This is a genomic window from Saccharopolyspora antimicrobica (assembly GCF_003635025.1).
Taxonomy (GTDB): domain Bacteria; phylum Actinomycetota; class Actinomycetes; order Mycobacteriales; family Pseudonocardiaceae; genus Saccharopolyspora; species Saccharopolyspora antimicrobica.
On record NZ_RBXX01000002.1, the window covers coordinates 7,423,353 to 7,441,958 of the forward strand.

At 71.4% G+C, this 18,606-nt stretch carries 14 protein-coding genes; 6 read left to right on the forward strand and 8 right to left on the reverse strand.

The features are described from left to right. Positions 1-5 precede the first annotated feature (5 nt). Together ATL45_RS35170 and eccD are read left to right on the forward strand one after the other, a co-directional pair. Positions 6-323 carry a YbaB/EbfC family nucleoid-associated protein gene (locus tag ATL45_RS35170; protein ID WP_093147036.1) on the forward strand — a complete coding sequence of 106 codons (318 nt, stop codon included), beginning with the start codon at positions 6-8 and terminating at the stop codon, positions 321-323. Continuing rightward, positions 323-1,672, forward strand: coding sequence for a type VII secretion integral membrane protein EccD (gene eccD / locus ATL45_RS35175; protein WP_093147037.1), 1,350 nt, complete (start codon positions 323-325; stop codon positions 1,670-1,672). Before ATL45_RS35170 ends, eccD begins: the two co-directional genes overlap by 1 nt. A gap of 422 nt (positions 1,673-2,094) precedes the next feature. Here the strand turns inward: eccD and ATL45_RS35180 are convergent, their stop codons facing one another. From ATL45_RS35180 to ATL45_RS35195, 4 genes are read right to left on the reverse strand one after another with little or no spacing between them, the layout of a single operon-like run. Beyond that, the gene (locus ATL45_RS35180) at positions 2,095-4,245 is read right to left on the reverse strand and encodes a TerD family protein (RefSeq protein WP_093147039.1); all 2,151 of its coding nucleotides are present in this window, start codon (positions 4,243-4,245) and stop codon (positions 2,095-2,097) included. Positions 4,246-4,258: 13 nt separating this feature from the next. Continuing rightward, complete coding sequence (locus ATL45_RS35185) at positions 4,259-4,909, reverse strand: hypothetical protein (RefSeq protein ID WP_143121561.1); 651 nt, start codon at positions 4,907-4,909, stop codon at positions 4,259-4,261. A 60-nt stretch (positions 4,910-4,969) separates the two neighbouring features. Continuing rightward, entirely contained in the window at positions 4,970-7,786 is a 2,817-nt protein-coding gene (locus ATL45_RS35190; RefSeq protein WP_093147042.1) for a hypothetical protein, read from the reverse strand. 45 nt (positions 7,787-7,831) lie between these two features. Further along, the gene (locus ATL45_RS35195) at positions 7,832-9,700 is read right to left on the reverse strand and encodes an HSP90 family protein (protein WP_093147044.1); all 1,869 of its coding nucleotides are present in this window, start codon (positions 9,698-9,700) and stop codon (positions 7,832-7,834) included. A gap of 436 nt (positions 9,701-10,136) precedes the next feature. Here ATL45_RS35195 and ATL45_RS35200 point away from each other — a divergent pair, with 436 nt between their 5' ends. Then, positions 10,137-11,714, forward strand: a complete 1,578-nt coding sequence (locus ATL45_RS35200) for an alkaline phosphatase D family protein (protein ID WP_093147046.1) — start codon at positions 10,137-10,139, stop codon at positions 11,712-11,714. 167 nt (positions 11,715-11,881) lie between these two features. Here ATL45_RS35200 and ATL45_RS35205 read toward each other — a convergent pair whose 3' ends face one another. Beyond that, on the reverse strand, positions 11,882-12,334 hold the full coding sequence (locus tag ATL45_RS35205) for a GNAT family N-acetyltransferase (RefSeq protein ID WP_093147047.1): 453 nt from the start codon (positions 12,332-12,334) through the stop codon (positions 11,882-11,884). A gap of 72 nt (positions 12,335-12,406) precedes the next feature. Between ATL45_RS35205 and ATL45_RS38615 the strand changes: the two genes are divergently transcribed. Genes ATL45_RS38615 through ATL45_RS35215 form a run of 3 tightly spaced genes read left to right on the forward strand, consistent with a single transcriptional unit; the run spans position 12,407 to position 13,940 of the window. Further along, a complete protein-coding gene (locus ATL45_RS38615) occupies positions 12,407-12,688 on the forward strand; it encodes a hypothetical protein (RefSeq protein ID WP_143121562.1) in 282 nt (93 codons plus the stop codon). A gap of 50 nt (positions 12,689-12,738) precedes the next feature. Continuing rightward, positions 12,739-13,371, forward strand: a complete 633-nt coding sequence (locus tag ATL45_RS35210; RefSeq protein WP_093147049.1) for a hypothetical protein — start codon at positions 12,739-12,741, stop codon at positions 13,369-13,371. Continuing rightward, positions 13,368-13,940 carry a hypothetical protein gene (locus ATL45_RS35215; protein WP_093147051.1) on the forward strand — a complete coding sequence of 191 codons (573 nt, stop codon included), beginning with the start codon at positions 13,368-13,370 and terminating at the stop codon, positions 13,938-13,940. Before ATL45_RS35210 ends, ATL45_RS35215 begins: the two co-directional genes overlap by 4 nt. Before the next feature lie 32 nt (positions 13,941-13,972). On the opposite strand, the gene ATL45_RS35220 is transcribed toward ATL45_RS35215, so the two are convergent. From ATL45_RS35220 to ATL45_RS35230, 3 genes are all read right to left on the reverse strand, one after another. After that, entirely contained in the window at positions 13,973-15,532 is a 1,560-nt protein-coding gene (locus tag ATL45_RS35220) for a phytoene desaturase family protein (protein ID WP_093147052.1), read from the reverse strand. Positions 15,533-15,618: 86 nt separating this feature from the next. Further along, positions 15,619-17,076, reverse strand: coding sequence for a class I adenylate-forming enzyme family protein (locus tag ATL45_RS35225; RefSeq protein WP_093147054.1), 1,458 nt, complete (start codon positions 17,074-17,076; stop codon positions 15,619-15,621). A gap of 133 nt (positions 17,077-17,209) precedes the next feature. Next, entirely contained in the window at positions 17,210-18,565 is a 1,356-nt protein-coding gene (locus tag ATL45_RS35230; RefSeq protein WP_093147055.1) for a flavin-containing monooxygenase, read from the reverse strand. Positions 18,566-18,606 lie beyond the last annotated feature (41 nt).

Genomic DNA, 18,606 nt, shown 5'->3' on the forward strand with positions numbered 1-18,606 from the left:
CACCGATGAACGCTGATCTGCCCGAGATGGAAGAGCTGGTGCAGCGGATGCAGCACCAGCAGGCGGAGATCGACCGCATCCGCCGGGACATCGACACCGTCCTGGTCTCCGGCTACTCGCGCAACGACGAGGTGACCGCCACCCTGCGCGGCACCGGCCGGTTCACCGAGTTCGAGATCGACCCGGAGGCCTTGCGCCGCTACGACGCCCGCGACATCGGCGAGGTGATCGCGGAGGCCGCCAACGACGCGCTGGAGCAGCTGGCCCGGCTGGCTGAGCAGCGGCTCGCGCCGGTGCTCAGCGCCACCGACGAGCTCGCCTGATGGCAGCACCGCGCCGGGTCACCGTGGTCTCGCCCGGTTCCCGGGTCGACGTCGCGCTGCCGCTGGAGTGCACGGTGGCCGAGCTGATCCCGCAGCTGGTGCGGCTCAGCGGGACGCCGCCGCGGTCGGAGCAGCACCCGGGCTGGGTGCTGGCGCGCCTCGGCGGCGCCCCGCTGGCGCCGGGGCTGACGGTGTCGGCGACGCTGATGCAGGACGGGGAGATCCTGTCCCTGCAACCCCGCCCGAGCCGGGAGACACCGCTGGTCTTCGACGACGCGGTGGACGCGATCGCCGGTGCGGCGCAGACCCGCGCCGGCCCGTGGCGGCCGCGGACCGGTCGGCGGGTCAGCCTGCTGGCGGCTCTCGCGCTGTTCACCGGGACGACCGCGTTCGTCGCCGGGGCTTTCCGCGGCAGCGTGCTGGCACCGGTGTCGTGCGCGCTGATCGCGGTGGCGCTGGTGGTCTCCGGCGGTGCGCTGTCGCGGGCTCGTGGCGATGTGGACGCCGCGACGGCGACCGCCGCGGCCGGAGTCCCGGCTGCGCTGCTGGCCGGAGCCACCGCGCTGCCGCCGCACTCCCTGGTGGGTTCGCTTCCGCTCGGGCTCGCCGCGGTCACCGTCTACGCCACCACGGCGGCGATGCTGGTCTACCGGTTCACCTGGTTCGCGCCGATCATCGCCGCCTCGGCGCTCGGTGCGGCGATCACCGCGTGCGTCCCGCTTTTCGACCTGCCCGGCCCCCGGATCGCGGCGGTGGCTGTCGCGCTGACAGCGGCGCTGACCGCGGCCGCACCGATGATCTCGCTGCGGCTGGCCAGGCTGCCGATGCCCAAGGTGCCCGCCGACATGGATTCGTTCCGCGCCGACGAGCAGCCCACACTCGGCTCGGCCGTGCTCGGCCCGACGACGACGGCCACCCACATCCTGACCGGCCTGGTCACCGCGCTGGGCATCGTGACGGCGGGCTGCTGCCTGGTGCTGCTCGGGGATCCGTCGCCGTGGGCGCCGGTGCTGGTCGCCGTGGTGGCCATCGCCTGGCTGCTGCGCTCCCGCTCCTACGCGGGCACCGCGCAGCGGGTGGCGACGATCGTCATCGGCCTGGTCCTGCTCATCGGCCTGACCACCCGACTGCTGTCCACACTGGACGCGGACTGGCTGCTCGCGGCGGGCGCGGGAACCGCGCTGGCCGGGGTGGCCTGCCTGTACTACGCCGGGCACGGCCCGAGCGCGGCCGCTCCGATCCGGGCCCGCTGGCTGGACCGGATCGAATACCTGGTGCTGATCGCCCTGATCCCCACCGCCGCCGCGGTCCTGGACCTCTACAACACCATCCGCGACGCGGTCGGCTAGCCCGTTGCGCACCGCCCAGCCACCAGGGCGGTGCGCAACACTCTGCACGTCGACCCAGTAGATCGTGACGCGGTAGTTGACCGCGTTCATCGCGTGCCCGACCGCGCCTCCTGCTGTTCCGGAGCGCACCGGATGGAACGAGACAATCGCGGTCCACCACGCACCTGCCTATCAGCCGCTGGCACCGCCGAACAGGTCCTACGGGGCAACAGCGCGGTGCAGACGCCCTACCTGCCGTTGCCCCGAGGGGCAGCTGTCAGCTCAGTTCCGTGCGCGGGTTCCGGACGAACTCGGCGATGCCCGTGCCGACTGATGGCCCGCGCCGAGGGCGCAGGCCATCAGTGTTCGTGTGACGCGAGGAGAGCGGGAGAACTAGGAATCTACGAATGATTAGCAGGAAGTTCTCCCATGGCCTCGCGTGATCAGGGTACCAGTCCGTCCGGTGTGATCGCGGTCGATCCGGCGGGCAGGCCCTCGGGCCGGTGCAGCCCGAGGAAGGTGACGGGTCCGTCCAGCTCGGCCGCCGGGTCCCAGGCGGTGACCGATCCGCACTTCCGCCGCCACAGCTCGACCAGGTAGCGCACCGTCAGGTACTCACGCCGCACCAGGGCCTGGGTCAGCGCACCGGTGGTGAGGTTGTTGTTCTCCAGCTGGTTGAAGATGCGGTCGCTGGCCAGGTAGAGGTGCAGCCACGTCGCCGTCCACTTCCCGCCGGTCCCGCGACCGAACACGACCGGCAGCGCGATGCGACCGGAGCCGCGCATGTCCGAGCGGGCCCGCACGGTGCGCGCGTCGAAGGGCGCGCCGGCTTGCGCGCGGTCGCGGGTCATCCAGCCGAACATCGACTCGGCGACGTGGTTGAAGTCCTCGCCGCTGTAGATGTCGACCTGCGGCACGACGTAGGCCGCGTCGACCGAGTCCAGCGCGATGTCGATGAACTCCGTCGCGCCGTCCGGTGCCGAGGTGAGATCGCCGGAGTACACCACATCACCGCCGCCGAAGTCGGTCCACGAAACGTGCCGCAGGTAGCGGAACTCCGCGTCGAGCAGCTGCGCGGACAGGTCGAAGTCGGTGTTCTTACGAGTTTGCCGCCAGTGCGCGAAGAACCGGAGCACCTCCCCCTCGACCTCGCTGCGGGAACCACGCGGCAGCACGGAGAATCCGTCCTCGCTGGCCGCGCCCGACAACGGCAGCGCCACCTCCAGCACCGCCGGGTCGACCACCAGCCGCTCGAGCTCCGGCAAGCGCGCGAGCAGTTCGGCGTCGATCAGATCGCTCGCCCGCTCGATCACCTCACGGGGCAGCGGTGCACGCGCGTCCGGTGCGACCCATGCGCGGCGTGCGCGGTTGACGAACACGCGGTGCGCATCGGCTGCCCCGCGGTTGATGAGGTGTTCGCGGACCGAGCACAGCACGCGCCCGGACACCGATCCGAGCACCTTCTCCATCGCATCCAGCACCGCGTCCGGTTCGGTGGCCTGCCGGAGCAACCTGTCCAGCGATCGCATGAACAGACCGGGCGCACCGGCCAGGACTGCGGCGGCAGCGGGGATGTCTCCGGCAGCGAACGCCAGTTCCGCGCGGCCGGTCAACGACGGCGCAGTCCGCTCGCCGCGCGCGACGGCGAACACGTCCTGCGCACCTGGGAACCGCGGGTACTCGTGCGGGTGCAGTCGCTCACCGAGCCGCTTGAACCGTTCCGCCCAGCGCGCGATGTCGCCGAGCTTGCCCTCGGCACCGGCCACGACCTGGTCCAGCGCGGCCAGCAGCACTCGTCGTTCGCGCCGGGTGAAGCTGCGGAACCGGCTCGGCTCGGCCAGCGTCACGTCACCACCGCTGGCCTGGCACGCCGTGCGCAGCACGTCGACAACGGTGTCGACTCCCACCAGCGGAAGCCCCGCCGCCAGCCGGGCGGTGTTGATCACAGCCCGGTTCTCCCGCACCGGCATGCTCTCCGGCACCTCACCGCCGCAGTGCTCGGCCAGCTCGGCGAGCAGCTTCCGGTCGGTTTCGCCCAGCGGCGTGGTCGAACCGGCCAGCTCCAGGTACAGCGCGCGGGCCTCGTGGTCGAACGAATCGCCCAGGTGCACGACCGTGACGCGGTCTTTGACCGACGGGATCAGCTCGTCGTGCGCGGCCAGCATTTCGGCGTAGGTGTGCTGGTAGCGGCCGTAGCGCGGGAGGTCCAGCAGACCGATCAGCCCGGCGCTGAGCCCGGCGAGCAGCTCGGCGTCGGTCGGCGATGCGGCACCGCTCGGGACGAACGCGTCCCGCAGGCAGCTCACCCAGAACTCCACCGTGTCCGGCACACCGCGCGGGAAGTCGATGAAGTACGAGTTGTGCTGCACGTGGTCGCCGACCAGCTCGCGCACCGAGCCGACCACCTGCGCGGCCAGGTCCGAGGCCGCACCCGGCTCCAGCGCCGAGACGTGCTCCAGCAGGTCGCGCGACGCTTTGAACCCGGCGCCGACCAGAACCGCGTCCATCTGGCGGGCGGCGGCGGAACCGTCCCCGGCCGGTGCCGTGCTGCGCGGCACGCGCAGCGTCCGCTGGATGATCTGCTTGTCGAGCACAGGATTCCCCCGGTCAGCGTTCGGTGCCGCGGGCCGGGATCTGAGCTACCCGGTTTCGCCCGTCCGGGCCGATCCAGACGAACGCGGGTGCACCGATCTCCGGTACCTCGTCGTGCGGCAGGTTGATGTTAGGCGACAGCGCCACGACCGACATCCGATTTCCGGCCGGGCACTCGTAGGCGACGTCGACGACCAGTCGGCTGACCCTGCGGCGCCTGGTCGGTTCTCCGCGAATGCCCTCGACGGTTCCGCGCGCCTGAACCGCCTCGGCGCGGAACGTCTCGTAGGAGTCGGCGAAGCGGGAAGCGGTGAAGTTCCGGCCCACCATCTCGGCGTACCCGATCCAGGCGGGGCCCAGGAAGACCCACGGGAAGGCGGTCCAGATCGCGTTCCAGTAGTCCTCGTCGTCCCACGCGGTCACGGTGATGAGCCGCACCGCGAGCACGCTCACGACCACGAGGAGGGCACCGACCGCCAAGGGCTGCTTGAGCTTCTTGAAGCTGCCGGTGATCAGCTCCGGGTTCTCGGGCAGCTGCTCGGGGGCGCCGATGCTGGAGACCACGCGGACTCGCGCCCCGCGCTGGACGAGTCGCTTCGCCGCCCGGAAATCCTTCGGCGCGGCAAGGGATCCCGCCGCACGTCGCTGCTGCTCACCGGCGCTCACGCGGCCCACTCCACTGTGGACGCGGGGTGCCCCGCCGGGCGGAGGGGCACCCCGCGCCGATCACTCGGCGACCGCGGCGCGGACCTCGGCGGCCTCGGTCGCGCGCCCGAGCTTCTCCAGCACCTCGCCGAACTCCAGCGACACCCCGGTGTGCGCCTGACTGCCGACCGGCAGCCGCTGCAGCGACGCCCGGTACAGCCCGACTGCTTCCTCCGCGCGTCCCTTGTCGTTGAGCACGCGGGCCGCCAGCAGCTCCGACATCGCCGCGGATCCCGTGTCGTGCGCCGCGGCGTACCCGTCGGCAGCGGTCAGCGCGAGCGGGATCGCTTCTTCTTCGCGCCCCATCGCGGCCAGCGCGCGGGCCTTCGTGTCCGTCACGTCGGCGACGAACCACTCCGGACCGTTCTCCCAGTCCTCACCCGCTGCGCGGCCGGCTTCGATCGCCGCGTCCAGGTCGGCCAGCCCGGCCTCACCGCGGAACTTGATCTTGCTCTGGCCCAGCTGGTGCAGCACCCTGGCGGCCTGCTCGGGCAGCTCGTGCGCGCGGGCCAGCCGCAGCGCCGCCTCGAAGCTCTCCACCGCGTCCTCGTCGTCCACCGACACCAGCAGGTCGCCCAGCGCCGAGTGCGCCCGGATCGCCAGCGACACCAGCGCCTCGTCACCGGATTCCTCCGCGACGTGCGCGACCTCGGAGAACACCCGGTAAGCCGTACCGAGCTCCTGGGCCTCGCGGGAGGCCAGGCCCAGCCAGAACCGCGCCTCCAGCGCGAACGCACCGGCGCCCTCGCTGCCCGCGAAGCCTGCGGCGGCCGCGTCCAGCGACTCCATCGCCAGGTCCGGCTCACCGGCCTGCAGCTGGAACCGGCCCAGCCAGTACCGGTTGACGTTGAGGTCGCCGGTGTCGCCGAGCTCGGCGTGCCGCACCGCGACCTGCGCGCGGTTCACCGCCTCCGCGGCGTCACCCAGGTCGTCGAGCAGGTGCGCCGCCAGCATCGCCGCCGACGACACACCGGCCCGGTTCCCGATCGCGGTCTGCAGGTCCAGCAGCTCATCGGCCACCCGCACGCCGGTGGCGAAGTCACTCATGCCGCCGGCGACCCGCGCCCGCAGTTCCAGCGCCTTGATCCGCGCGCTGCGGTCGGTCTCGGCGGCCAGCAGCGCGTCCAGGGCGTCGATCGCGGGCTCCGGCTGGCTCTCCCGCAGCAGGACCTGCGCCAGCAGGAACCGGGCCGAGGTGAGCTGCTCGAGCCCGGCGGACTCGGCCAGCTCGACGGCTTCCCTGGCCAGCGGGACCGCATCGGCGGTCTGATCGAGGTAGCCCAGCAGCCCGCCCAGGGAGATCAGGACCTCGGAGCGGGCGGCGGGTTCGAGGTCGTCACGGGCCAGCACCGCGCGCAGCTTCGCTTCGCTGTCGTCGTCGAAGGGCGGGTACAGCGCCAGGCCGAGTTCCTCCTCGACGTCGGCCAGCTGCTGCTGCCCCAGAGCGCGCAGCGCCTCGGCGCGGGACTTGATGGCCTCCCGCGCCCCATCCCAGTCATCCCGCTCCCGGCAGATCGTCAGGACCGAGCGGTGGAACCGGGGCAGCAGCTCCGGCTCGGGCTGCTCGTCCATCTCCTCCAGCAGCGCCAGCGCCTCGGCCGGGTCCTCCTTGACCACGGTCGCCACCCGGATCAGGTCGAGGTAGTCCGCCGGAGTCTTCGGGGCCTCCGGTTCGGCGAGGTCGGCAGGCGCGAACGTCTGCGTCTCGATCGGCAGGTCGTAGTGCTCGTCGGCCAGCGCGCGGGCCCGCGAGATCTCGGTGGCGAAGTGCTGGTTGCCGTTGCGCGCGTCGAAGGACTCGGCGATCTCGCCGGCGACCCGCCACGATTCGGCGGCCAGCTCGGCGGCGGTGCGCCGACGGGGCTCGATGCCGAAAACCGCTGCCACGTCGGGCATGTCGCTGCCCCGGACCTCGACATCGCCGTGCCCGCCGCGGGTCACCGCGTCCAGCAGCACGCCGTAGGAGACCAGCGCGCAGAACCGCTTGTACACGTCCAGCGGGTCGTTCGGCAGCTCGCCGATGTGCCGCTCCAGCAGCGACAACCCGCGCTCGGTGTTGCCCGTGACCGCGAGGAAGACCAGGTGGTCGGAGATGATGCCGAACCCGTCGGCGTTGGCCACCGCCGCGCGGTAGCTGCGGAAGTGGTGCCACTTGGCCTCGTCGGCGCGGCCCGCGCGCAGCAGCGGCAGCAGGGCGTTGCCCTGGGCGCGCTCCGGTTCCGAACCGCACGACACGCGGTTCTCGATGATCTCGTCGAACAGCCGCAGCGCCGTCTCCTCGTCACCGGAGGCCCGGAAGTAGTCGGCGTCGTCGCTGCGGACGCAGGCCTCGCAGTGGCTGTAGTTGTCCCGCGGCAGCTCCTCGCGGGCCGCCCGGAACCCGGCCGCCTCCTCGAAGCGTCCCGCCGTGGTGGCGTTGGACATCTTCGCCTGCCAGACGCCGGAGAGCCCGACACCGGCAGCGCGGTAGCGGCGCTCCATGTCGTCGAGGACCTGGTCGACCTGCTGCTGCGGGAACGCCGGGTTCAGCGCGACCGCCTCAGCCATCCACTTGTAGTACCAGAGCAGGTCGTTGTCCTCGACCTCCAGCGGGAACCGCGCCGGGTCGGAGTCGTGCTGGCCCAGGCACCAGGAGAACGCGGTGAACATCGTGTCGCTGTCACCGGTCATCGACGCGCTGGAGATCTGCCGCATCCGCGCCTTGTAGAGCAGCTCCTCCTCGCCCGCCTCCTGCGCCAGCCGGACCGCGTCGGCGACCATCGCCGATTCCTCCGGCCCGTAGGGCATCATCTCGCTGTCGTCGAGCAGCCGCTCGATCTCGGTCACGGTTTCGGACATGGTTCGGTCCCCTCTTCGTCAAGTGTTGCGCGGCCTCGGCCGCGGTCAGCTCGTGACGCCCACGCTGAGCTGGATCAGGTCGCTCATCGCGGTGGTCATCACGGTTCGGTCGTTGCGGGACAGCGGCCGGTGCCCGGCCAGCAGGGCCTGGATGTAGATCAGCCGCACGCTGCGGTCGAAGACGAGCTGATCGTCCAGGTTGGACAGCTGGCGGATCATCGGGTTCTGCCAGTTCAGGCACAGCTGCGCCGTGGTGTTGCGAGGTGTGCGGCCGGGCTTGCCCGCGGTGATCGCGTCCACCCCGCCCAGCACGTCGGCCCACACCGCCGGCGCCGAGTCGCGCACCTCGGTGCGCTCGATCCGGCGGATGGCCGCCGCGTCGGCGACGTAGAGCGCCGTGACGTTGTCCGGCCGGAAAGAGCGCACCAGCGCGTCGCAGCCCAGGTCGGCCAGCACCGCCGCCGCCCGGCGCTCCAGCGCGCTGGTGCTGCTGCGGTCGTCCATCGGCGGCGGTGCGAGCTCGTCCAGGATCGAACTGGCCTGGACCTGCTCCACGGTGACGTCGTCGATCAGCAGCGGCAGCCGCCGCAGCAGGTCCGACTCGTAGGTGTAGCCGCCGTTGATCACCGGCTGGTCGGGCGGGACGACCGCCGCGATCTGCCGGAACTCGTCGACGGTCTCCACGTAGCGGACGTGGCGGGACTGCTCCAGGTAGTCGCGGACGGTCATCCGCCCGGCCGAGGTCTCCACGGTCAGCCACGGCAGCACCGCGGCGGCGAGGTCGTCGTCGTGCACGGCCATCGACTTCAGGCCCAGGTGGTGCACCGCGACGAACCGCTCGAACCGCGCCGGCCGGGTGGTGGCCTGCTGGACGATCCAGCGCCGCAACGCCTTCCCGATCTCCTCCCGGGTGTACTCCAGCGCCTCGTCGGCGACCAGCTGCTCGCGCGACGCCGTCGGCCGCAGGCCCTCGGTGTTGAGGACGCAGCGCACGAAGTAGGCCCACTCCGGCAGCAGTTCGGAGAGGTCCTCGCCCAGCAGCATCCGGCCGAGGTAGAGTTGCCCGCTGCGCCGGGCGCCGGGCGGCGGCGCGAACGGCAGCACGTAGGCCACGCCCTGCGTTCCGGTGGCGGGCACCGAGATCTCGATCGTCTCCAGTGGACGGTTCCCGGTCTGCTCCGCGCCGAACGCCTCCAGCGCCTCAGCCGCCGACCGCTCGTCGGCCGGACGCTCCTGCGGCAGGAACACCGCCGGTTCGTTGACCGTCTCCCACATCTGGTCGGCGCGCCGCACCCGCACCTCCACCGGCAGGTACCGGCCGAAGCGGCGGGCCAGCGACAGCACCTTCGCCGCGGACAGCAGCGCCGCGTCGTCCGGCCGCGGGGCCAGCCGCACCTCGGTGCCGATCGCCATCCCGCCCGACTCGGCCTCGGTGAGCTCCCGGATCGAGAAGGTGCCGTCGGCCGATCCGGTCCACTCCACCGGCGGGTGGCCTTGCACCGAGCGGCTGCGCACCACGATCCGGTCCGACACCATGAAGCAGCTCAGCAGGCCGATGCCGAACTGGCCCAGGTAGTCCTCGTCGCGGAGGTTGAGCACATCGTCGCGCTTGGAGCTCTTGCCCACGGTGGCCAGCAGCTCGCCCGCTTCGGCGGCGCTCAACCCCTGCCCGGCGTCGCGGAAGACGAACTCCTCCGGCGATTCCGGCACCGTGCCGACCGGGAAGATCTCGATGCCGGCCCGGCCCTGCCCGCCGTCGGCCTTGGCGCGAGCGGCGATCGCGTCGCGCCCGTTCTGCAGCAGCTCGCGCAAGTAGACATCGGCGCCGGAGTAAATGTGCCTGCTCAGCAGATCGACCACTCCACCAAGGTCCACCTGGAACGGGCGCACAAGCGAACTCCCGGCGTTTTCCATCAGAATTCTCCCTCCGCACAAGCTCACCGCCGAGCATACGGGACACCACTGACGACTCCGCGATTCCCAGATGCTTGCGACTACTCGTACCACGCCAGCATATTCGCTGGTCAAGCGGGTTTTCACGATGCGCCACCAACTAAGGTGGGTACCCAGAACCCGCCCCGCGGACGATTCTCGACGCGGTAACGAATTCGTCACACAGCACTCCGAGAATGCTTTCAGGAAAAGCGCGTCGGCAGAATTACCGGCAGAATCGAAACAGGGCGCACCGAGCGTTCATTATCGCATACGCTCCGTGCGCATCGGACAGTGGTGCGCCGGGAATACATCGCCGGGTCAGCACCGGTTCGCCCAGCGGTCATCTCGCGGATTTAGCGTGCACCGGATTCACCGATTCGGCGCGCCCGGCCGCGCACAACTGCAGAGGGGAACCATGACTGAGAACTCCGGCACCAGCGGAGCGAACCCGTCCCGGCGCCAGGTCCTGTTAGCCGGCACTGCGGCGCTCGGCGCGGCGGCGCTGACCACCGCGGGTCTCGGCAGCACCGCCGCGAGCGCGCTGCCCGGCGCGGGCGGGCAGATCCGGTCGCCGTTCACGCTCGGTGTCGCCTCCGGTGACCCGCTGCCGCACGGCGTGGTGCTGTGGACCCGGCTGGCGATGGAGCCGCTCGCCGACAACGGTCTCGGCGGGATGCCCGACCGGGTCGTGCCGGTGCAGTGGCAGGTCGCCGAGGACGAGGGCTTCCGCAAGATCGTGGCCCAAGGCACCGCGCAGGCCCGGCCGGAGTCGGCGCACTCAGTGCACGTCGAGCTGTTCAACCTCAACCCCGCCACCGAGTACTACTACCGCTTCCGCGCGGGCAACGAGCTCAGCCCGGTCGGCCGCACCAGGACCGCGCCGCGCTTCGGCGCGCAGCTCGACAAGTTCTCCTTCGCCTTCGCCAGCTGCCAGAACTACCCGGTCGGCCACTTCAGCGCCTACTCGCACATGGTCCAGGAGGACCTCGACCTGGTGGCCTTCCTCGGCGACTACATCTACGAGGGCGGCGCGAAGGGCAGCATCGGCCGCCCGCACGCGCCCGCGCGCGAGACCTTCGACCTCGCCGACTACCGCACCCGGCACGCCCAGTACAAGACCGACCCGGACCTGCAGGCCGCGCACGCCGCGTTCCCGTGGGTGGTGGTCTTCGACGACCACGAGGTGGAGAACAACTGGGCGGCCGACCGGTCCCAGCCCGACGACGAGCCCGACCAGGACCCGGCGGTCTTCCGCAAGCGCCGCACCGAGGCGTTCCAGGCCTACTACGAGAACATGCCGCTGCGCGAGACCCAGCACGCGTGGGGCGCGAACATGCGCCTCTACCGGCGGCTGACGTTCGGGAACCTGGTGGACTTCCACCTGCTCGACACCCGCCAGTACCGCGACTTCCAGGACCAGGACAAGCGGCTGGACGCCGAGCGCACCATCCTGGGCGCCGAGCAGCGCAACTGGCTGCTGCGCAACCTCGGCGGGCAGACCGCGCGCTGGAACGTCCTGGCGCAGCAGGTGTTCTTCTCGCAGCGCGACTTCACCGCCGGCGACGAGGACTCGTTCAGCGACGATGCCTGGGACAACTACGTGGCGGAGCGCAACCTGGTGCGCGACCGCATGGCGAAGGCGTCCAACCCGGTGGTGATCACCGGTGACGTGCACGCCAACTACGTCTGCGACGTCAAGGCCGACTTCGACGACCCGGCTTCGGCGACGGTGGCCACCGAGCTGGTCGGCACCTCGATCACCTCCAACGGCAACGGTGTCGAGCAGAACCCGGGCGATGCGGTCCAGCTGGCGGAGAACCCGCACATCAAGTTCATCAACCGGCACCGCGGCTACGTCCGCAACACGATCACGCCCTCGGCCTGGACGGCGGACTTCCGCGTCCTGGACTACGTCGAGAAGCCCGGCTCGCCGATCCGCGACCGGGCCCGCTTCGTGATCGACGACGGCCGCCCCGGCGCCAACCTCGTCTGACACGACCGGCGGCGATCTCCCGCGAGATCGCCGTCGGCCCCGTTTTCACTGCTCAGAACCCGTGAGTGCTTTGGGGTGCTATGACATCCCAAAGCACTCACGACCCGCCGCCTGGCCCCAGACGGGAATCGGTGCCGCCAACGACCGGAACGTCGTAGCGGCGACCGTCAGTCGAGGCGGTAGATCAGCCGCGGGAGTTCCCGCCCGGGGATGGAATCGGAGGGCGTGACGCCGACCCGGACCGCGCCCAGCTTCCGGTAGAAGTCCTCGGCGAAGGGGTCGGCGTCGATCGTGAATCGCTGGAGGCCGAGGGCGCGGGCCGCGGCGACGGCGTGCTCCCAGAGCCGGCTGCCGACACCGGTGCCGATGTGGTCCGGCTCGATGAACAGGCAGGTCAGCTCCCCTTCGGGCGCCCGGCCCGCCAAGGTGTAAAAGCCGACCACGCGGTCTCCGACCTGCGCCACGGTCGCCCGCTGCTCTATCAGATCGTCCGGCCGGAGGGTCAGCTCGGCGCGGCACGCCTCCAGGAACGCCTCGTCGTAGCCCCAGTGCGCCTTCGAGCGGAGCGCGAGATCGCTCAGAGCGGCGGCTTCGTCCGGGGCAGCTGCGCGAATGAGCACGATCCCATGCTCGCACGAGGGCTGCCGTGATCAACAGCGGCTCGGCCGGGCGAGCGTGTCAATCCCCGACGCATGATCCAGGGCCAGGTATGGCAGCGGTTCGTGGCGATGTCCATCGGCGTGGTGCTGGTCGTGCCCCACGCGCTGACGGTCGGGCTGTCGGCGGCACCGCGCCGTACGTGCAGACCTACCTGTCGGAGCAAGGGCTTGTCCGGTGTGTTCAACACCTACGCGATCTTCCTCGGGATGCTGACGCTGATCACCTTCTGGTTCCTGCCGGAGACCAAGAGCGTGGAGCTGGGCGGCGACGCGCCAGCCAGGCTCGGGAAGCCGATCGTGTCCGTCCACACCTGAGGGTGCAAAAACCGGTGCCGCACGGGGAAATCGTGTGCGACGATGGTCGCATGACCACGACTCCCGCGGCGGCACCACTGTTCGCCGTGCCGCGCGATGAGGTGTGGGTGCGCTGTCCGCGTTGCTCCGGCCCCGCTCTCATCCGCCACGGCGTGCCGCGGTGCGCGCGCTGCGCGTGGACGACCGACGGCGGCAAGGCCGGTCACTGGTGCGCGTGCTGCCAGCAGTGGGAAGGAGACCGGCCCGCTCCGGTCGGTGACCGGCGGGTCATGGTCGAGCGGCGCTGCCGCGACTGCGGGCGGCGCGAGTCGTTCACCACCACGTTGCGCCCCGCCCAGTCCGCTCGGCCGCGTGCCTGCGCGTGCGGTGGCCGCCCGGAGCTGGTCCGCCACTGGCCGCTGAGCCGCGACATGGCCGCCGACGGCATCGATGCGCTCTACGGGCTGCCGTTCTACCTGACCACCTCCTGCGCCGGGCACCGGTTGTGGGCGGCCAACGAAGCCCACTTGGACTACCTGGAGGGGTTCGTCGGCGCCAAGATCCGCACCGTGCACCAGACCCCGGTCGGGCGCGAGCTGGGCTACAAGCTGCCCCGCTGGATGCTGCTGGCGAGCAACCGCGACAAGGTGCTGTCGGCGCTGGCCGAGCTCCGCGCGATGCTGCCGGAACCGGCACGACGATGACCGCGATCGCCGGTCGAGCACTGGAACTCCTGCGCCGAGCGGACATCCCGCTCGGCCCGGGCTTGTCCGCGCAACAGCTGCAGACCACCGAGCACCGCTTCGGCATCACGTTCGGCCCCGACCACGCGGCCCTGCTGCGGCAGGCGACGCCGCGCGGCCCCGGCTGGGTGGACTGGCTCGGCAACCCGGAAGAGGTGCGCCAGCGGCTGGCGCTGCCGCTGGAAGGTGTGCTCTTCGACGTCCGCGAGAACGCGTTCTGGCCGGATCGCTGGGGTCCCCGGCCGGCGTCGAAGCCGGCCGCGCTCCAGAAGGCGCGGGAGCACCTGGCCCGTGTGCCGGTGCTGCTGCCCGTCTACGGCCACCGCTTCCTGCCGGCCGCACCGGCGGGCACCGGCAGCCCGGTGTTCTCGGTGCACCAGACCGATGTCATCTACTACGGCGTCGATCTGGCCGACTACATCGCCCGCGAGTTCCTCCCGCCCACCGGCCCGCCGCTGACTTCGCCCACCGCGCGGATCGACTTCTGGTCCGACCTCGCCGAAGCAGGGCCCACCACCCGCTTCTGGTGAGGCGGCGTTGCCGATCGATCGATCCGCGTTCCTCAGAAGCTCCGCGCGCGACCGCGCAGGTGCTTCAGCGCGCGGGCCGCGGCGTTGGCGCCGCACATGCCGTGGGCGCCCGGGCCGGGCGGAGTGGCCGCCGAGCAGATGTAGTGGCCGGGCAGTCCGACGTCGTAGGGGTTGAGCGTCGTGCGGGGGCCTAACACGAGCTGGGGGCAGTTCTTCGCCCCGGTGAGGATGTTGCCGCCGACGAAGTTCTGGTTGTACTCGGCGAATCCGGCGGTGGTGCGCACCGCGGTGCCGACGATCCGCTCCCGGAAACCGGGGGCGAAGCGTTCGACCTGCGCGATGATCGCCCCGGTCGCGTCACCGGAGTACCCGTTGGGCACGTGGGCGTAGGACCACACCGGGTGCACGTTGCCGACCGAGCGCTGCGGGTCGGCCAGGTACTGCTGGCCGACGAGCACGAACGGCCGCTCCGGCATCCGGCCCCTGTGGATCTGCCGCTCGGTGGCGGCGATCTCGGCGAACGAACCTCCCACGTGCACGGTGCCCGCCCGGCGCACCGGTTCGGAGGTCCAAGGCACGCCGCCTTCGACGGCGAAGTCCACTTTGAACGCTCCCGGTCCGTAGCGAAACCGCCGGTAGGCCCGGGCGATCCGGTTCGGCAAGCGGTCGCCGAGGATGTCGGCCACCGCCCCCGGGGCGAGGTCGAAGATCGTCACGTCGCTGCTCGGCAGGTCCGCGCTGGAGCGCACCCGGACGCCGGTCTCGATCTTGCCTCCCAGATCGTGCAGCAGCGCGGCCAGCGCGCCGGTGATCGACCGGGACCCACCGGCCGCCACCGCCCACCCGTGCCGGTGCCCGGCGGTCAGGATGCCCAGGCCGATGCTGGAGCTCAGCGGCCGGTCCAGCGGGTGGAGGGCGTGCGCGGCCACTCCGCCGAACAGCGCCTTCGCCGGTTCTTCGGAGAAGGCCTTCGCGAGCACCGACGCCGGCAGCAGCGCGGGGATCCCGAAGCGGGCGAGCCGGAGCGGGTGGCGCGGGATCCGCAGCATCGGCCGCAGGATGTCCTCGGCGAGCACGTCGTAGTCCGCCGCCGGGCCCGCGAACAACCTCGACCAGCGGCGGCCGTCCGCGCCGAGCCCGGCGGCGGTCTCGGCGACGGAGCGGTGCAGCACCCCGGCGGTGCCGTCGTCGAGCGGGTGCGCGCAGTCGATCTCGGGGAGCCGCCATTCCAGGTCGTACCGGCCCAGACCGAGGCCCCGCAGGAAGCTCGATCCCACCGCCATCGGGTGCGTCGCCGAGCACTGGTCGTGGAGCAGTCCCGGCACGATCGCCTCGGCGCTGCGGGTTCCGCCACCGATCTCGCCGGCCGCCTCCAGCACCGTGACCTGCACGCCCTCCCGGGCCAGGGCGACGGCGGCGGCGAGCCCGTTGGGGCCGCCGCCCACCACGACCGCTGTCCCGCCGCTCCCCGATTCACAGCGGTGGTCACGACCAGGAGCGATCTCGCGTTTCGCGGTTTCCCGCGGCCGAGTCGAGTCACGGTCGCCCGATGCGCGGCCGAAGAGGAATCGGGGTGGCTCAGGGCTGCTCATCTCGGGCTCCCCACCGCCGGGTCGGTCTCGCCGCTGTCGCGCACCGACGGTAGCCCACCCGGGCGGCTCCAGCTGGCTTCCGCGACTCAGCGGCCGTGGAGGGCCTTGCGCAGGGTCGGTTTGTCGATCTTCCCGACCGGGTTCTTCGGCAGCGCGTCGAGCAGGTGGATCTCGACGGGCAGCTTGATCTTGGTGAGGTCGGCCCGGCAGCGTTCGAGCAGCTCCTCGACCGTCACCACCGCGTCCGGGTAGGGCACGACGCAGGCCACCGGGACCTCGCCGTACACCGCGTGCGGGACGCCGACCACGGCCGCCTCCAGCACGCCGGGGTGGCCGTGCAGCACGGACTCGATCTCCTTCGGGTACACGTTCTCCCCGCCCCGGATGATCATGTCCTTGAGCCGGTCGACGAGGGTGAGGTAGCCGTCCTCGTCGATCCGGCCGACGTCCCCGGTGCGCAGCCAGCCGCCTGCCAGCGTCGTGGCGGTCTCCTCCGGCCGGTTCAGGTAGCCCCGCATCACGTTGGCCCCCTGGATGACGACCTCACCGACCGCGCCGGCCGGCAGGTGATCCCCCTCCGGCGAGATCGTGGCGATTCGCTGACCCGGCAGGGCCGGTCCCACGGTGCCGAGCTTGCGCACGCCGTCGACCGGGTTGCACGCCGATGCGCAGGTGCCTTCGGTGAGCCCGTAGCCCTCGACCATCGCGAACCCGAACCGCGACTCGCAGTGTTCGAGCAGTTCCCGCGACACCGGCGCCGCACCGCACACCGCGAACCGCAGCGACGAGGTGTCGGCGGCGAACTCGCCGGGCAGTTCGGCCAAGCGCGCGTAGATCGTCGGGACGGCGGAGAAGTAGGTCGGCCGGTACCGCTCGACAGCCGCGAGGAAGGACTTCGGGTCGAAGCGCTCCAGCACCGTGAGCTGACCACCGCTGAGCATCATCGTCAGGAAGCTGACGCAGATCGCGTTGACGTGGAACAGCGGGAGGACGAGCAGGCAGTGGTCGGCGTCGGTGGCGCGGAAGTGCTCGGCCATGGCCGAAACCATCGCGTCGAGGTTGGCGTGGTCGAGCATCACGCCCTTGGGACGGCCGGTGGAGCCGCTCGTGTAGACCAGCAGCGCCAGCTCGTCCGGCCGGATCTCCCGCTCGGGCGGGTTTCCCCGCGCCGCGCGACGCATCTCGTCGACGTGGATCGCGGGGAGCCCGGCGCTCGGCGCATCCGGCCCGCCGTTGAGCACCAGCCGGGCACCGGAGTCGCGCAGCTGGTAGCCGGCTTCGTTCTCGGTGAAGGCCGGGTTGACGGGCGTCACCGCGGCGCCGACGCGCCAGGCGGCGAGCAGCCCGATGAGCAGCTCGACCCGGTTCGGCAGCATGATGCCGAGCACGTCGCCCGGGCCGAGGCCGCGCTCGGCGAGCTCCTCGGCGAACGCCGCGACCCGCTGCCCGACCTCCGCGTAGGTGAGCTCGTTGCGCTCATCGCGCAGGCACGGGCGGTTCGCCGCCGGTGCGGGGCGGTTCCACGGCAGGTATCCGACGGTCACAGGCCAACTCCGAGATGCGACGAACTCGTCCGGCACAGAACACTAGTCGTGCCGTCACCTCGTTCCCACCCTCAGCGTGGACGAAGTCCCGGCACCGTCCACGACGACGGACCACAGTGGACTGTTCGCCCGGTCAGGCGGAAGTGCGGCTGACCGCCCGCACCGCCGCGCGCGCTCCGGGCGCGTTCCGCTTGGCGCCGCGGAGGCGTTCGCGGCTGAGTTCGCGCATGTAGTCGTCGAAGTCGACCTGGATGGTGTGGCGCCTGGAGGTGACGTAGCGCTTCGCGACGGCCTGCCGGTGCTTGGCGATCTCGGCGAGCATCGCCAGCCGGTCGGGCAGCGCGTAGCCGCCCTGCAGGTGATCGGCGACCAGCTCGGACTGCCGCTCGGCGATCGGCATGATCGCCCCGAGCGGCTGCACCAGCCCGATGAAGTACAGGCCGGGCACCCTCGGGTGGAACACCCGCTGGTAGAGCCGGATCTCGTTGTCCTCGCCGGGGTCGAGGAACCCGGCGTCGAAGAACGGGAAGCTGATCCGGTAGCCGGTGCAGTACACGACCAGATCGGCCGCGGCCCGGCTCCCGTCGGTGAACACGACCTCGGAGCGGTCGAGGCGCGCGATGTTCGGCTTGGGGTGGATAGCGCCGTGCGCCAGGCGGTCGAGGACCCGGCTGGACATCGTCGGGTGCGCCTGGGCGAACTTGTGGTCCGGCGCGGGCAGCCCGTACCGGGTCATCCGGCCGGTGACCGACCGCAGCAGCAGCCGGGCCAGCGGCCACCGGATCCAGCCGGGGATGCGCTCGCTGCCCGCGATCTGGTCGTAGGGGCGGCCGAACACGTACTTCGGGATGATGTGCGCGCCGCGGCGCGCGGACAGGTAGGTGGCCGCGGCGTGGTAGCTGGCGTCCACCGCGATGTCCACCGCCGAGTTGCCCATGCCGACCACGACGACCCGCTTGCCCACCAGCTGCGACTCGTCGGTGTAGCGGTGCGAGTGGATCTGCTCGATCCCGGTGGAATCGGCGCCGGGGAAGGCCGGTTCGGGCCAGCGGGGATCCCAGTGGTGCCCGTTGGCCACGCACACCGCCTGGTAGCGGCGGGTTTCCCCGGTGCTCAGCGCGACGTCGAAGCCGCCGCCGGGCAGCGGTGCGACGTGCTGCACCCCGGTGCGGAAGGTGATGTGCTCGCGGAGCCCGAAGTGGTCGGCGTAGGCGTCGAAGTACGCGGCGACCTGGTCGTGCCGGGCGAAGTCGGGCAGGTGGGCGGGCATCGGGAAGTCGCTGAAGGCCATCCGCTCGCGGGAGGTGTTGATGTGCAGCGACCGGTAGGCGGCGGAGATCCCGTTGCGGTTGCCCCACACCCAGTTCCCGCCGATCCGGTCGGAGAGCTCGAAGCAGTCGAACGGGATGCCGCGTTCGAGCAGCACCTTCGCGGTGGCGATCCCGGAGGAACCGGCACCGATGACGCAGACGCGGGGCGGCGCGGACATGACCGGAGGACCTCCCGTGTGACCAGTGGTCATATGACCAG

Excerpts from the sequence above, each read along its gene's own strand:
- ATL45_RS35230 (WP_093147055.1), bottom strand. The coding sequence starts at position 18,565 with ATGTCCGCGCCGCCCCGCGTCTGCGTCATCGGTGCCGGTTCCTCCGGG.
- ATL45_RS35195 (WP_093147044.1), bottom strand. The coding sequence starts at position 9,700 with ATGGAAAACGCCGGGAGTTCGCTTGTGCGCCCGTTCCAGGTGGACCTT.
- ATL45_RS35200 (WP_093147046.1), top strand. The coding sequence starts at position 10,137 with ATGACTGAGAACTCCGGCACCAGCGGAGCGAACCCGTCCCGGCGCCAG.
- ATL45_RS35215 (WP_093147051.1), top strand. The coding sequence starts at position 13,368 with ATGACCGCGATCGCCGGTCGAGCACTGGAACTCCTGCGCCGAGCGGAC.
- ATL45_RS35220 (WP_093147052.1), bottom strand. The coding sequence starts at position 15,532 with ATGAGCAGCCCTGAGCCACCCCGATTCCTCTTCGGCCGCGCATCGGGC.
- ATL45_RS35170 (WP_093147036.1), top strand. The coding sequence starts at position 6 with ATGAACGCTGATCTGCCCGAGATGGAAGAGCTGGTGCAGCGGATGCAG.
- ATL45_RS38615 (WP_143121562.1), top strand. The coding sequence starts at position 12,407 with ATGATCCAGGGCCAGGTATGGCAGCGGTTCGTGGCGATGTCCATCGGC.
- eccD (WP_093147037.1), top strand. The coding sequence starts at position 323 with ATGGCAGCACCGCGCCGGGTCACCGTGGTCTCGCCCGGTTCCCGGGTC.
- ATL45_RS35210 (WP_093147049.1), top strand. The coding sequence starts at position 12,739 with ATGACCACGACTCCCGCGGCGGCACCACTGTTCGCCGTGCCGCGCGAT.
- ATL45_RS35190 (WP_093147042.1), bottom strand. The coding sequence starts at position 7,786 with ATGTCCGAAACCGTGACCGAGATCGAGCGGCTGCTCGACGACAGCGAG.